The sequence below is a fragment of the Streptomyces afghaniensis genome (assembly GCF_044327915.1).
Classification (GTDB): domain Bacteria; phylum Actinomycetota; class Actinomycetes; order Streptomycetales; family Streptomycetaceae; genus Streptomyces; species Streptomyces afghaniensis.
In genome coordinates, this window is record NZ_JBIRGJ010000001.1 from 224,363 (window position 1) to 237,129 (window position 12,767).

Below are 12,767 nucleotides of genomic sequence, written 5' to 3' on the forward strand. Positions count from 1 at the left end.
TTCATCCCCCCAGGTGGAGCGTGAGTTTGGTGACGGCGAACGCCTCGGCGTAGCGCGCGTGGCATTCGATGCCGCGGATCCGGGCCAAGCCCAGGAAGGCCTCGCGGTCGTACCAGGGCCGGTGCCGCTGCGAGGGGTAGTGCTCCTGCAGCAGCCGCACCTTCTCTTCGGCGATCTCCGGCGTCAGCGGCTGGTACGCCGCCATACGGCCGAGATCGCCGTCCCACTTGACGATCTCGTAGCCGAGGACCAGGTGGTCGCGGAACGCGGTCGGTATCAGCTGGGCCAGGCCGCGGTGGTCCTGGTGCGCGTCGTCGGTGCGCGGGGCCAGGATCAGATCCGGGTCGGTCTGCCCGCGCAGTTCCTCGACCGCGGCCTTGGCCTCGTCCCAGTGCACGGGCAACCGCCCGTCCGGCAGCTTGTGCACGGTCAGCCGCAGGTCGGCGCCCGGGCAGAAGGCGGCGAGCGCGGCCTGCTCCTCCTGCTCGCGCTCGGTGCCGCCGCCGGAGAGCACCAGTGCGTCGACGCGGACACCCGGCCGCGTGTGGCACAGCGTCAGCAGCGTGCCGCCGGCGCCGATGGCGATGTCGTCGCAGTGCGCGCCCACCGCGACGATCCGGTCCAGGCGCCCGGCGCCGAGCCGGATCACGCGCTCACCGCCGCGCTGTCCTTTTCCCACACGGCCCACGGGCGGTCGCCGCGGGCGTAGGCCTCGTCGAGCGCGGCCCGCTCCTTCACGGTGTCGGTCGGCTTCCAGAAGCCGCGGTGCTGGTGCGCCACCAGCCGGCCGCGCTTGGCCAGTTGGGCGCATCCGTCGGCGACCAGGTCCCCGTTCTCCGGGATGTGGTCGAAGACTTCCTGGCGGAGCACGAAGTAGCCGCCGTTCTCCCACAGCGGCAGTTCGCTCACCGCGGTGATGCCGCCCACCAGGCCGTCCTCGCCCAGCTCCACGCAGTGGAACGACGACTGCGGCGGCACCACCATCATCGACGCACCCGCGTCGCGCCGGGCGAACCGGTCGATCATCTCCGGCAGCGGGGCGTCGGTGAGCACGTCGGCGTAGTTGGCGAGGAACATCTCGTCGCCGTCCAGATGGTGCCGCACCCGGCGCAGCCGCTCCCCGATCGGCGACTCGATGCCGGTCTGCGCGAACGTGATCGTCCAGTCCGAGATGTCGGTGGACAGCAGCTCGGTCCGCCCGCCCCTCAGCACGAAGTCGTTGGACGTCGTCTCCTCGTAGTTGAGGAAGAAGTCCTTGATGTGGTGGGCCCCGTACCCGAGGCACAGGATGAACTCCGTGTGCCCGAAGTGCGCGTAGTAGCGCATGACGTGCCAGATCAGCGGCCGCGGCCCGACCATCGCCATCGGCTTGGGTACGTCATCGGAAGCTCCGTTGCGCATCCGCATCCCGTAACCGCCGCAGAACAGAACGACCTTCATGCTGTGCCCTTTCCGGACGCGACCTCGACAATGCTCAGTTCCGGGACGGGAAAGACCAGCCGGCCGCCCCAGTCGTGCACGTAGGACAGCTGCTCGACCAGCTCGGCCCGCAGGTTCCACGGCAGGACGAGGACGTAGTCGGGTTTGTCGGCGGCGATCTGCTCGGGCGGCAGGATCGGGATGCGGGTGCCCGGGGTGAACCTGCCGTGCTTGTAGGGGTTGCGGTCGACCGTGTACGCGAGCAGGTCGGGCCGGATGCCGCAGTGGTTGAGCAGGGTGTTGCCCTTGCCCGGTGCGCCGTAGCCGACGACCGTCTCGCCGCGCTCGGCCGCCTCGATGAGGAACCGCAGCAGGTCCCGGCGCACCTTGGCCACCCGGGCGGAGAACTCCGTGTACCCGGACAGCTCCTGCAGCCCGGCGGCCTTCTCCCGGGCCAGTACGTCGGCCACGCGCCGGGTCGGTTCGCCGGCGGCCTCAGAGGGCCGGGCCCACAGCCGGATGGAGCCGCCGTGCGTGGGCAGCAACTCGACGTCCACGAGCGCGAGTCCGCCGCTCGCCAGGGCCCGGATCGCGGCGGCGACGGTGTAGTACTGGAAGTGCTCGTGGTAGATCGTGTCGTACTGGTTCTCCTCGATCAGGGTCAGCAGGTGCTGCACCTCGATCGAGACCCAGCCGTCGTCGGCGACCAGGGCGCGCAGCCCCTGGGTGAACCCGACCACGTCGGGGATGTGCGCGTACACGTTGTTGGCCACGACCAGGTCCGCCGGGCCGTGTTCGGCGCGGACCGCGGCGCCGGTGTCCGGGCTCAGGAACTCCGTGAGCGTGGGCACGCCCGCCTCGCGCGCCGCGGCGCCGACGTTCACCGACGGCTCGATGCCGAGGCAGCGGATCCCCCGGTCCACCACGTGCCTCAGCAGGTACCCGTCGTTGCTCGCGACCTCGACCACGAAGGCGTCGGGGCCGAGAGCGAGGCGCTGTACGGCGTCGGTGACGAACGTGCGCGCGTGTTCCACCCAGGAGGTCGAGTAGGAGGAGAAGTACGCGTACTCCTTGAACGTCTCCTCCGGCGTGATCAGCGGCGGGATCTGCGCGAGCCAGCAGTCGGTGCAGACCCGCAGGTGCAGCGGGTACGCGGGCTCCGGCTGGTCCAGTTGGTCCGCGGCGAGAAAGCTCTCACATGGTGGCGTGGCCCCCAGGTCGACGACGCTCGCCAGCGTCGCCGAGCCGCAGAGTCGGCATCGTGTCATCTACTGCCCCCCATTGATTCCGTCCGACCCGCTATCGCGGTGCGGTACTCGTCCACCAGGCGCTCCAGGCCGACGGCCGGGCTGAACCCCTGCTCGTAACGGCGCCGTGCGGCCTTGCCCATCTCCCGGTTGCGGTCCGGCTCGGCCGCGATCCGGCGTATGCGGGACGCGAGCGACGCCGGGTCGCCCGGCTGGTGCAGCAGCCCGGTCACGCCGTCCTCGACGAGTTCGACGAAGGCGCCGTGACCGGCGGCGACGACCGGGACCCCGGCCGCCATCGCCTCCACGACCACCAGGCCGAACGCCTCCAGCCACGTAGAGGGAGCCACCACGGCGACCGACTGCGCGACGGCCTTCCGGCACTCGGCCGGGTCCAGCAGGCCGACGTGGCGCACGTCGTCCCGGCCCGCCGCCCAGGCGGTCACCTCGCGCTCCAGCGGCCCCGCACCGGCGATCACGAGCGGCACGCCCACACCGCCGGTGGCGGCGATCTCGTCCCACGCGGCCATGAGCAGCCGCACGCCCTTGGCCTCCGCGAGCCGGCCGAGATAGAGCAGGTGCTCGCCGGTGCCCGCCCGGCGAGCATCCGGGTCGGGCACGAAGTTGTGCTTCACCGCCAGCCGCTCGGCCGGCATGCCGGACCGCACCAGGACGTCGCGCTGTGCCGCGGAGATGCAGAAGAACCGCTCCACGCCGGACCACCACCGCCGCCGGTTGACCGACAGGCTGACCGCGAGCGGCACCGTCGCCAGCCGGGAGTTCCGGTAGCAGCCGTGCCGGACGGCGGGCAGCGGCGTCGACCCGACGCACTCGGTGCACGGCCGGCCGTCGCGCTGCAGCGTGCCGGGCGGGCAGACCTGGGTGTAGTTGTGCAGCGTGGCGACGGCGGGCACGCCGGCGTCGGCGCAGGCGGCCAGCACCGCCGGCGACAGGAGCGGGAAGACGTTGTGGATGTGCACCACGTCCGGCCGCTCGGTGCGCAGCCGCGCGGCGAGCTCCGCGCGGACAGCGCGGTTCCACGGCACGAGGAGTGGCACCGCGGCCTTGCCGAGCAGGGACCGGGCGGCGATGTCGTCGCTGCGTCGCTCGAACACCTCGACCCGGTGGCCGGCCCCGCGCAGCAGCGCCACCTCCTGGTCGACGACCTTGTTCTCCCCGCTCGGCTGCGCCGAGGCGTAGCGGTTGTGCACCACGAGGACGTGCATGCTCAGGTCACCTCCGATCTTCGGGCCCAGCGTGGGATGTGCCGTCGAGGGACGTCGGGCGCCGGCAGGGGAGTGGCCGCGGCCGGCGCCGCCAGCAGCGAGGCGGCCACGGCCAGGTGCAGCAGATACGGCGAGGCGTCGCCGAGACCGGCCTCGGTGTACGACGCGATAGCGCAGTAGCTGATCAGGAAGATCGCGCAGGCCCTCTGCAGGGACGGTGGCCGCAGCAGGGCGACGCCGCCCAGCACGATGAAGACCGCCGCCACCAGGGCGACACCGGTCAGACCCTGTTCCTGGTAGACGGCCAGCCAGCTGTTGTCGATCGGCAGCCCGCCGAACGACTTGTCACCCAGGCCCACGCCGAACAACTTCTCCGTGGTCGACCGGGGCGCGGCCAGCAGGGCTTCCCAGACCTTGGCCCGGCCGGTGAGGTTGGAGAAGTTCTCCTGGCTCTGCCCGCGCAGGAACCACGCCTGCAGCGCGGAGCTGAACGCCACCGCGGCCACCGTGGAGCACAGCACCGCCCAGGCGAAGAACCGGCGGGCGGCGGCGCTGGTCAGGACGAGCGAGCCGATCGCCAGCACCAGCCCGATGAGCAGGCCGAGCGTGGCCGTGCGGGTATGGGTCAGCGCGAGCAGGACGAGCGACGGCACGATGACCACCGCCGCGCTCGTCCTGTCGGTCCGGCGGCCCAGTACGAGCAGCACGGTGAGCCCGGTGATCACCGCGGCGTACTGTCCGATCTGCGGCGGGGTGAGCGGCCACAACGCGCCGACCAGCCGCCCGCCGTAGAGCTCGGGCAGGGCCGCGCCCGGTGAGATGACCAGGCCGGCGGCCACCGACCCGAGCACCGCGTAGTACATCCGGATGTGGTGCCGGACGAACGTCAGGCCGCCGTCCCACCAGCGGCTGAGCAGCCACAGCGTGCCGACGAAGAGAGCCAGCCGGGCGCAGCGGAACAGCGCGCCGAACCCGGACTCCAGGTCGGCGCTGGAGATCACGCTCGGCACCAGCAGCAGGGTGAGGCAGAACAGGAAGGCGCCGGCTCGGATGCGCAGCCGGAGATTGACCGCGAGCGCCAGTGCGAACGCGGCGACCAGCGCACCCATGGTGACCATCTGGATGAGGGAGCGGGGCAGCGGGACGATGGTCTGCGCCCCGGCGGAGCCGAGCGTGTTGAGGACCAGCAGCCCCCAGACCGTCCCGACGATCCTCGACGTGTGGTCCGCGCCCATCTCAACCACCGTCCTGTGCGCGGAAGGTGCTGCCCGCGTCCTGCTGGTACGGCGGGCCCTGCCACTGCCCGGAGTCGAGCTCCCGGCTCGGGTCGTGGGCGATGAAGCTCCATGGTCCGAGGTAGACGTTGTCGTGCCAGCGGTTGTGCTGCTTGCGGGTGATCGCCTCGGCCACCCGTTCGCCCTGGTACGGCGACCAGTCCGGATAGGTGCCGTAGTTGGCCAGCACCGCCATCCGGCCGCACTCGGCCGTGCACCGGACGACGGACGTGTCGAGCACGAAGCGGTTGTGGTGGATGTCCACCCGCTGGGTCTTCCACCGGCAGTCGGCGTAGAGCGGAGCGGTGGCGATCGCCGGGCGGACACAGCGGTCGGTGTCCCGCACCAGCAATGTGCAGTCACCGGAGGAGGTGTTGGCCGGGCTGTTGCAGAACCGGTCGGCGTTCTCCCACAGGGTGATCCCGGACCAGTTGTTCTCCAGCACGTTCCGCGAGATCTCGATCTTGTCCGTGCGGGCTCGGATCCGTGGTTCGCCGCCGGATTCGGACAGGTAGACGGTCGCGAACGGGAAGTTGTCGCCGCGGTCGGCCGCCTTGCGGCCCTCGACCCAGTTGTTCCGCCGGATCGTGTTCTTCCGGATGACCGCGTTGTAGCTGGTCTCGTAGATCAGCGCGGCACCGTCGTTGCCCTCGAGCACGTTGCCCTCGATGCGGAAGTCGTTGTTGTTGGTGTCCGCCCACAACCCGGCTCCGCGGTTGTCGTGCACCCAGTTGCCGCGTACGTCGGCGCCGTCGACGGCCCAGAACTTGACGCCTCCGGTGCAGCCGCAGCCCTTCCGCCGCCGCTCCCAGTCGCCGGTGTTGTTGCCCGTGATCTCGTTGCCCTCGACCACCAGGCCGCTGATACGGCCTTTCCCCTTGTACGCGTTCATGCCGTACTGACCGTTGCCGCGCAGGCAGCTGGCGCGGACCCGCTGGCGGGCGCCGGCCATCAGTCCCGCGCCGGAGTTGTGCTGGATCGTCGCGTGCTCGATCACCCACCCGTCGGCCGAGTCGTGGTTGACCACGCCCTCGTCATGCGGCGCGACGAACCCCTGCACGGTCAGGTGGCGGATGGTGACGTCGCGGGCGGTGCCGCCGAACGCGTACTGGTTGGTCTTCCGGCCGTCGAGCACCGCGCCCGGCGCGCCGAGGTAGCGGTTCCTCTCCTTGGGGACGACCTGGGCGTAGCGGTCCGGGGCGAGCCTGTGCTTGCCCGGCCGGAGCCAGAACGTGGTGTTCGGGGGGCTGCTCTTGGTCTTCGCCGCCAGGTCACCGGGCACCGCGGGGTCGACCGTGACCGCGCCCGCCGGCGCCTTCGCCGGCCCGGCCGCGGGCTCGGCGCACACCCGGGCCACGGACGTGGACGACGGCACAGCGGCCGGCTTCGCCCCGGCGTCCGACGTGCTGTCACAGCCGGTCACCGCCAGCAGGGACAGCGCCAGCGGTGCCGCCGCCGACGCCCAGTGCCGCCTCTCGATCCCCACGCGCCGGCCCCCTAGCCGCGGAACCTGAGCACGGTGGTGAAACCCTCCGCGCCGTCGGCGAAGCCGGTGCCGACCAGCGTGGTGGCGGGTTCCTTGCGCCCGAATCCTGCGGAGTACCAGCCCAGCGGCGGGTCGGTCTCGCCGCGATGCGCCTGCCAGGACAGCCGCTCGGGCAGGTCGAGCACCGCGGAGCGGTCCTCGCCGTCCCGGGTCCAGGTGAGCACCGCCCGGTTCCCCGCCAGGTCCACGGCGATCGCCGGGCCGAGGTGGAACGCCAGGCGTACGTCCCGGCGCGGGCTGTGCCGGCCGCGGACCTCGTCGACCACCCTCAGCTCCTGGCTCGCGGCCGTCAGCTCCACCCGGCGCCGGTGCACGGAGCGCTGGTAGCCGTCGTGTTCGGCGCACCAGCGGGCCACCCCCTCGTGGGAGGTGTCCACGGCCAGGACGCGGCTCCTGGCATGCCGGGTCCACAGGAACGGGCCGCCGGAGACGGACTGGTCACCGCCGTCCAGTTGCAGGGTGTTGTGGCCGAGGGTCGACCGGAAGTACTGCCGCCACGCGGGCTGCCCGTGGTAGCAGTACGTCCCCGGGTCGGCGAGCACGTCGACCCCGTCGTGCCGGACCTCCACGGACAGCGCGTCCGCGTGAGCGTGCGCGGCGATGGACAGGAACCCGTGCGGACCGCCGTCGCAGCGGCACCAGATCTCTCCCGGACCGCGCAGGATGGTCATGCCCGCGTCGGCGAAGTGGGCCGGCCGGCTTGCCGGGCGGGTCACGGCGGGTTCGGTGGGTTTGATGAGCGCGGCGAGCAACGGGGTGCGCACATCGGTGCCGGTCACCTCCGGCCACCAGCCGAGACGGCCGAACACGGCGTCACCGGTAGCCAGCAGCGAGCCCCAGCGTTCGGTGCCCGCGCCGTCGAGGACGAGGCCGTGCCCGTCGTCCGCGTCCCCCTGGCGCGGCGGCCGCAGCCTGCTGTCCACGACGGCCGCGAGCGCGTCGGTCATCCGCAGCAGCACCAGCCGGATCGAGTCGGGGACCGGCACACCGGCGGCGTCCGCCTCGGCCACCGCGGCCAGGCCGAGCTCCAGCACCAGTCCGTGATACTCGGTGGCCAGCTCGCGGTTGAGGCCGGAGCCGAAGGTGTTGCCGCGCAGATGCCGCTCCAGCGACCGCAGCGCGTCGGCCCGCCACCGCCCCGAGGAGGGGAACCACCCGAACGCGCAGGCCGCTGCGAACTGCCCGGCGGCCTCGGCGATGACGTGGTTGTTCGCCGACGACCCCCGGCTGGGGAAGGCGGCCAGCCAGCGCTGGTGGTGCCAGATCTGGCTCACCGCGACCGGGTTGCCCTCGAACAGCCCGGCCGCGCCCGGCCAGCCGTCGAGCAGCCGGCGGATCCACACCCAGGACAGCAGCCGGATGCCCAGCTCGATGCCGCTGATCCAGTGCACGCCGCGCAGCGGGGGGTTGGCCGCCCACCACGACCGCAGGTGCTCGGCCACGCGCTGGGCGTACCGCTCGTCCCCGGTGATCGCGTAGGCGGCGGCGAGCACGGTGAGGTACTGATGCCGGGACGGCTCCCAGATCTGCTTGATGTCCCCGACCGCGTCCTCGTTCCGGTACGGCACGTCGAAGGCGTAGCCCCACGGAGCCCGGCGCCCGGTCTTCGGGTCGTACCACCAGTCCGGGTCGTCCAGGTCGTCGCGGACCACCCCGAAGAACTCGGCGTGCCCGTACATCAGCCGGTCCGCCTCGGCGATGAGCCGTTTCGCGGCGTCCGGTGGCACCGCGGCGATCGTCCCTGCGGGCAGGACCGCGGTGAACCGGGCGCCGGTCACGCTCGGGCAGTCCGGCCGCGCCGACCGCCACCGCCGCCTGCGCACCGCGTCGCCCACTCGTCCGCCGACCTCCCGCGGTCCCATCCGGGACAGCCGCCGCAGGTACCAGCCCGGACTCCCCGAGTTCACCGTCATCGCGCCCCCGCCAACGTCACCGGGGCACCGGCCGCAAGGCCGGCCTGCACGGCGAGGGTGGCCGCCGTGGTGGCGACCAGCGACTCCAGCGGCACCGGCATCGGCCCGCCGGTCCGCACGGCCTTGACGAACGCGGCCAGCTCGGCGGACTGGCCCTTGTCCCGGGCCTTCGGCAGCCGCGAACTGACCCACCGCTTGCGCCCGTACACCGAGGCCCGGACGAAGTCGTCGAGCCGCAGCACCCTGCCGTCCGCGACCAGGTCCAGCGTCTCCTTGGGGAAGCCGGGCGCGCCGGTGGTGACGTAGCTGATGGTGGCGGTGGACCCGTCGGGGTAGCGCAACACGACCTGCAGGTCCTCGTTGCCGGACGTGGCGACCGCGTACACCGATACCGGGTCGGCGTCGAGCAGCCAGCTCGCCGTGTCGATGAAGTGTCCGCCCTCGCCGGCGAACCGCGAGCCCTCGGTGCCCTGTTGGAGGTACCAGCTGCCGTGTTGCAGCCGGCCCGCGTTGACCAGGTAGCGCAGGCTCGCCGGACCGGTCCGGGCGCCGAACCGCTGCCGGGCCTCCTGCAGCAGTGGCGCGAACCGGCGGTTGAAGCCCACCTGCAGCCGGTCGTTTCCGGACTCCTCCACCGCCGCGAGCACGCCGGCCAGCTCGTCCTCGGTGAGCGCCAACGGCTTCTCCACGAACACGGTCTTGCCGGCCAGCAGCGCTCTCCGGGTCAGTTCGGCGTGCGAGCTGTGCCGGGTGACCACGAACACCGCGTCGACGGACTTGTCGCCGAGCACGGCGTCGAGGTCGGTGGTCGCCTCGGCGAAGCCGAACTTCCGCTGCGCGTTGGCCGCGGACAGCGCCGTCGTGGTGACGACGGTCGACAACTCGACGCCGTCGCGCTGTGCCAGGTGCGGCAGCAGCATCGACGACGCGTAGTTTCCCGCGCCGACGAACGCGAGGCGCACCGGCGTCCTGGCGGCCCGGGCCGGACCCCGCTGCACGGTCACCGCGGGCACGGCCACCGAAGGGGCCTGTGCGGGGGTCTCGGCCGCCCCCGCCCGGTCGGTGTACCGGAACAGCACCGCCACGGCCTTCAGATCGCCGTCCTTCAGGCGCTGGTACGTCTCGACGGCGTCATCGAAGTCGGCGATGTGGGAGACCAAGGGCTCCACGTCGACACTGCCACGGGCGGCGAGATCCAGGAAACAGGCCAGGTTGCGGCGCTCGGTCCAGCGGACGTAGCCGATCGGGTAGTCCCGGCCCTCCAGCTCGTACTCCGGGTCGTAGCGCCCGGGGCCGTAACTGCGGGAGAACCGGACGTCGAGCTCCTTCTCGTAGTACGCGTTCCACGGCAGGTCCAGGCGGCACTTGCCGATGTCGACGACCCGGCCGCGGTCCCGGCTCAGCCGGGCGGCCAGCTCGACGGGCTGGTTGCTGCCGCCGCCGGCGGCCAGATACACCTGGTCCACGCCGTGACCGCCGGTGAGTTCGGCGACGGCGGCTTCCACGGCCGCGGACTCGGGATCGCCGCAGGCCGCCGCGCCCAGGCGCTCGGCGAGCTCGCAGCGCACCGGGTCGGGGTCGACCCCGACGACGCGGACTCCCGAGGCGGCGAGCAGCTGCACCACCAACTGCCCGATCAGCCCGAGGCCGATGACCAGTGCCACTTCACCGAGCTGCGGTTCGCCCTGGCGTACGCCCTGCAACGCGATCGACCCGACGGTGCCGAAGGCGGCGTGCCGCGGCGCGAGGCCGTCCGGTACCCGGGCGTAGAGGTTCCTCGGCACCCAGTTCAGCTCGGCGTGCAACGCGTGCTCGTTGCCGGCGCAGGCCACGAGGTCGCCGGCCTTCACATCGTCGATCCCGGCGCCGACCTGCTCGACCACCCCGCACAGCGAGTAGCCCAGCGGCGTATAGGAGTCCAGCTTGCCCATCACCTTGCGGTAGGTGGCGGGCACCCCGTTGGTGGCCACGCTCTGCATGACCTTGGCCACCTGGTCCGGGCGGGAGCGGGCCTTGCCCAGCATCGACATGCCGGCCTCGGACACCTTCATGAGCTCGGTCCCGGTGGATATCAGCGAGTAGGAGGTCCGCACCAGCACACCGCCCGGCTTGCACCCCGGTACCGGCACGTCGAGCAGCGCCAGTTCGCCGCTCTTGTAGTTCTGCACAACCTGTTTCACCCGAGCTCCTCTTGTTTCCATGCCGTCAAGCCGCCTGGCTCCGGCCGGAGCCGGAGCCGGAGGTCGCGTCGCGATACCAGTACTCGAGGGTCAGCACGTGCCACAGATGCTTGGAGAAGTCCCGCTGCCCGGCGGCGTCCTCGGCGACCATCCGCGCCAGCGCGTCGCGGCGCAGCAACCCGGAACTGACGAGCACGCCGTCGTTCACCACCTCGCGCACCAGCGGTGCCAGGTCCCGGCTCATCCAGGCCCGCAGCGGGGCGCTGAACAGGCCCTTGGGCCGGTACACGATCTCCCGGGGCAGGACCGAGGCGGCCGCCTCCTTGAGGACGGCCTTGCCCTGCCGTCCGACGATCTTGCGATCACCGGGCACGGCGAAGGCCGCCCTGACCACCTCGACGTCCACGTACGGCACCCGCACCTCGGTCGACGCGGCCATGCTCGACCGGTCCGTGTAGGCGAGGTTCAGACCCGGCAGGAACATCCGGGCGTCTCCCAGGCACATGCGGTTGACGAAGTCGTCGAGGTCGTTGTCCCGGTAGACGTCCGCATGCTCGGTCAGCACGTCCTCGACTGCCCCGCCCAGGTCCGGATCGACCAACGCGAGCAGCTCGTCCTGGTCGTACATGGTGTAGCTGCGCCGGAACGCGGTCTCCTCCGGCAGATCGGCGAAGGAGAGGAACCGCTTCGCGAAGCGCACCGACCGGTACCCCCGGCGGCTCGTTGCGACCGGCAGCCGGTCCACCGCCCTGGAGAGACCGCGCCGCAGGGGCCGCGGGACGCGCTGGTAGCGCAGCGCGAGCAGGTTGGCCAGGTGCTTGCGGTACCCGGCGAACAGCTCGTCGGCACCCATCCCCGAGAGCATCACCTTGACCCCGGCCTCCCGGGCGGCCGAACAGATCAGGAACGTGTTGATCGCGGCAGGGTCGCCGATCGGCTCGTCCAGGTGGTACGTCATCCGCGGCAGCAGGTCGAGCACGTTCGGAGCGATCTCGATCTCCCGCAGGTCGACGCCGAACCGCTCGGCCACCTGCCGGGCATAGCGCAGGTCGTCCGGCATCGACTCGAACCGGGCGTCCTCGGCGCGGAACCCGATCGTGTAAGCGGAGATCCCGGGCCGGTCGCGGGCCGCCAGCGCGGTCAGGTAGCTGGAGTCGAGGCCGCCGGAGAGGAAGGTCGCCACGGGTACGTCGGAGAGCAGGTGGCGCCGGGTCGACTCCTCCACGACGGCGGCGATGTCCGGCTGCTCTCCGGCCCGCGCCCGCTCCCGGCCCTCGGCGGCGACGTCCTTCAGCTGCCAGAACCGGCCGCGCTCCACGCGGCCGTCGGGCCGGCACCTCAGCCAGCTCCCCGGCGGCAGCTTCTCGGCTTCGCGGAACGCGCACCGTGAGTCCGGCACCCAGTAGTACAACAGCGAGGCCACCAGCGCCGCGTGGTCCACCTCCAGCGTCCCGCCGGTCGCGGCGGACAGTGCCTTCAGCTCGGAGGCGAACACCAGACCCTCGCCGCGCCGGAGCAGGAACAGCGGCTTGATGCCGAGCTGGTCGCGGGCGAGCACCAGCTCACCGGTCCGCTCGTCGAAGATCCCGAACGCGAACATGCCGCGCAGCCGGGGCAGGCAGTCCGTGCCCCAGCGCCGCCAGGCCTCCAGGAGCACCTCGGTGTCGGAGGTACCGCGGAAGCGCACCCCGGCGGCCGCCAGCTCGGCACGCAGCTCGGGCGCGTTGTACAACTCGCCGTTGTACGTCAGGACGAGGCCGCCCGAGACCATCGGCTGGGCGCCGGTCCCGGACAGGTCGATGATGGCCAGCCGGCGGTGCCCGAGGTGCACTTCGCCGTCACCGGCGGGGTGGCTGTAGCGGCCCGCCCCGTCCGGACCGCGGTGGGCGAGGGTATCGGTGAGCCGGTCGGTCACGACCTTCCCGTCCGGCCATCGGTACGTGCCTGCGATGCCACACATGT

At 72.0% G+C, this 12,767-nt stretch carries 9 protein-coding genes; all 9 read right to left on the bottom strand.

The annotated features are described in order from the left end of the window. Position 1 precedes the first annotated feature (1 nt). From ACH4G3_RS00980 to asnB, 9 genes are read right to left on the bottom strand one after another with little or no spacing between them, the layout of a single operon-like run. Positions 2 to 649 carry a PIG-L deacetylase family protein gene (locus ACH4G3_RS00980; protein ID WP_397622444.1) on the bottom strand — a complete coding sequence of 216 codons (648 nt, stop codon included), beginning with the start codon at positions 647 to 649 and terminating at the stop codon, positions 2 to 4. Continuing rightward, complete coding sequence (locus tag ACH4G3_RS00985) at positions 646 to 1,440, bottom strand: sugar phosphate nucleotidyltransferase (RefSeq protein ID WP_397622445.1); 795 nt, start codon at positions 1,438 to 1,440, stop codon at positions 646 to 648. The genes ACH4G3_RS00980 and ACH4G3_RS00985 overlap by 4 nt, the downstream gene beginning before the upstream one ends. Next, on the bottom strand, positions 1,437 to 2,687 hold the full coding sequence (locus ACH4G3_RS00990; RefSeq protein ID WP_397622446.1) for a class I SAM-dependent methyltransferase: 1,251 nt from the start codon (positions 2,685 to 2,687) through the stop codon (positions 1,437 to 1,439). The genes ACH4G3_RS00985 and ACH4G3_RS00990 overlap by 4 nt, the downstream gene beginning before the upstream one ends. Further along, a complete protein-coding gene (locus ACH4G3_RS00995; protein ID WP_397622447.1) occupies positions 2,684 to 3,892 on the bottom strand; it encodes a glycosyltransferase in 1,209 nt (402 codons plus the stop codon). The genes ACH4G3_RS00990 and ACH4G3_RS00995 overlap by 4 nt, the downstream gene beginning before the upstream one ends. Positions 3,893 to 3,894: 2 nt before the next feature. After that, positions 3,895 to 5,127 (bottom strand): O-antigen ligase domain-containing protein, encoded by a 1,233-nt coding sequence (locus ACH4G3_RS01000; protein WP_397622448.1) that lies wholly within the window; start codon positions 5,125 to 5,127, stop codon positions 3,895 to 3,897. 1 nt (position 5,128) lies between these two features. Further along, positions 5,129 to 6,652 (bottom strand): right-handed parallel beta-helix repeat-containing protein, encoded by a 1,524-nt coding sequence (locus ACH4G3_RS01005; protein WP_397622449.1) that lies wholly within the window; start codon positions 6,650 to 6,652, stop codon positions 5,129 to 5,131. Positions 6,653 to 6,663: 11 nt separating this feature from the next. Continuing rightward, complete coding sequence (locus tag ACH4G3_RS01010) at positions 6,664 to 8,625, bottom strand: heparinase II/III family protein (protein ID WP_397622450.1); 1,962 nt, start codon at positions 8,623 to 8,625, stop codon at positions 6,664 to 6,666. Then, complete coding sequence (locus tag ACH4G3_RS01015) at positions 8,622 to 10,805, bottom strand: bi-domain-containing oxidoreductase (protein ID WP_397622451.1); 2,184 nt, start codon at positions 10,803 to 10,805, stop codon at positions 8,622 to 8,624. Before ACH4G3_RS01015 ends, ACH4G3_RS01010 begins: the two co-directional genes overlap by 4 nt. A 25-nt stretch (positions 10,806 to 10,830) precedes the next feature. After that, positions 10,831 to 12,765 carry an asparagine synthase (glutamine-hydrolyzing) gene (gene asnB / locus ACH4G3_RS01020; RefSeq protein ID WP_397622452.1) on the bottom strand — a complete coding sequence of 645 codons (1,935 nt, stop codon included), beginning with the start codon at positions 12,763 to 12,765 and terminating at the stop codon, positions 10,831 to 10,833. Between the last annotated feature and the right edge of the window lie 2 nt (positions 12,766 to 12,767).

Excerpts from the sequence above, each read along its gene's own strand:
- ACH4G3_RS00995 (WP_397622447.1), bottom strand. The coding sequence starts at position 3,892 with ATGCACGTCCTCGTGGTGCACAACCGCTACGCCTCGGCGCAGCCGAGC.
- asnB (WP_397622452.1), bottom strand. The coding sequence starts at position 12,765 with ATGTGTGGCATCGCAGGCACGTACCGATGGCCGGACGGGAAGGTCGTG.
- ACH4G3_RS00985 (WP_397622445.1), bottom strand. The coding sequence starts at position 1,440 with ATGAAGGTCGTTCTGTTCTGCGGCGGTTACGGGATGCGGATGCGCAAC.
- ACH4G3_RS00990 (WP_397622446.1), bottom strand. The coding sequence starts at position 2,687 with ATGACACGATGCCGACTCTGCGGCTCGGCGACGCTGGCGAGCGTCGTC.
- ACH4G3_RS01000 (WP_397622448.1), bottom strand. The coding sequence starts at position 5,127 with ATGGGCGCGGACCACACGTCGAGGATCGTCGGGACGGTCTGGGGGCTG.
- ACH4G3_RS01010 (WP_397622450.1), bottom strand. The coding sequence starts at position 8,625 with ATGACGGTGAACTCGGGGAGTCCGGGCTGGTACCTGCGGCGGCTGTCC.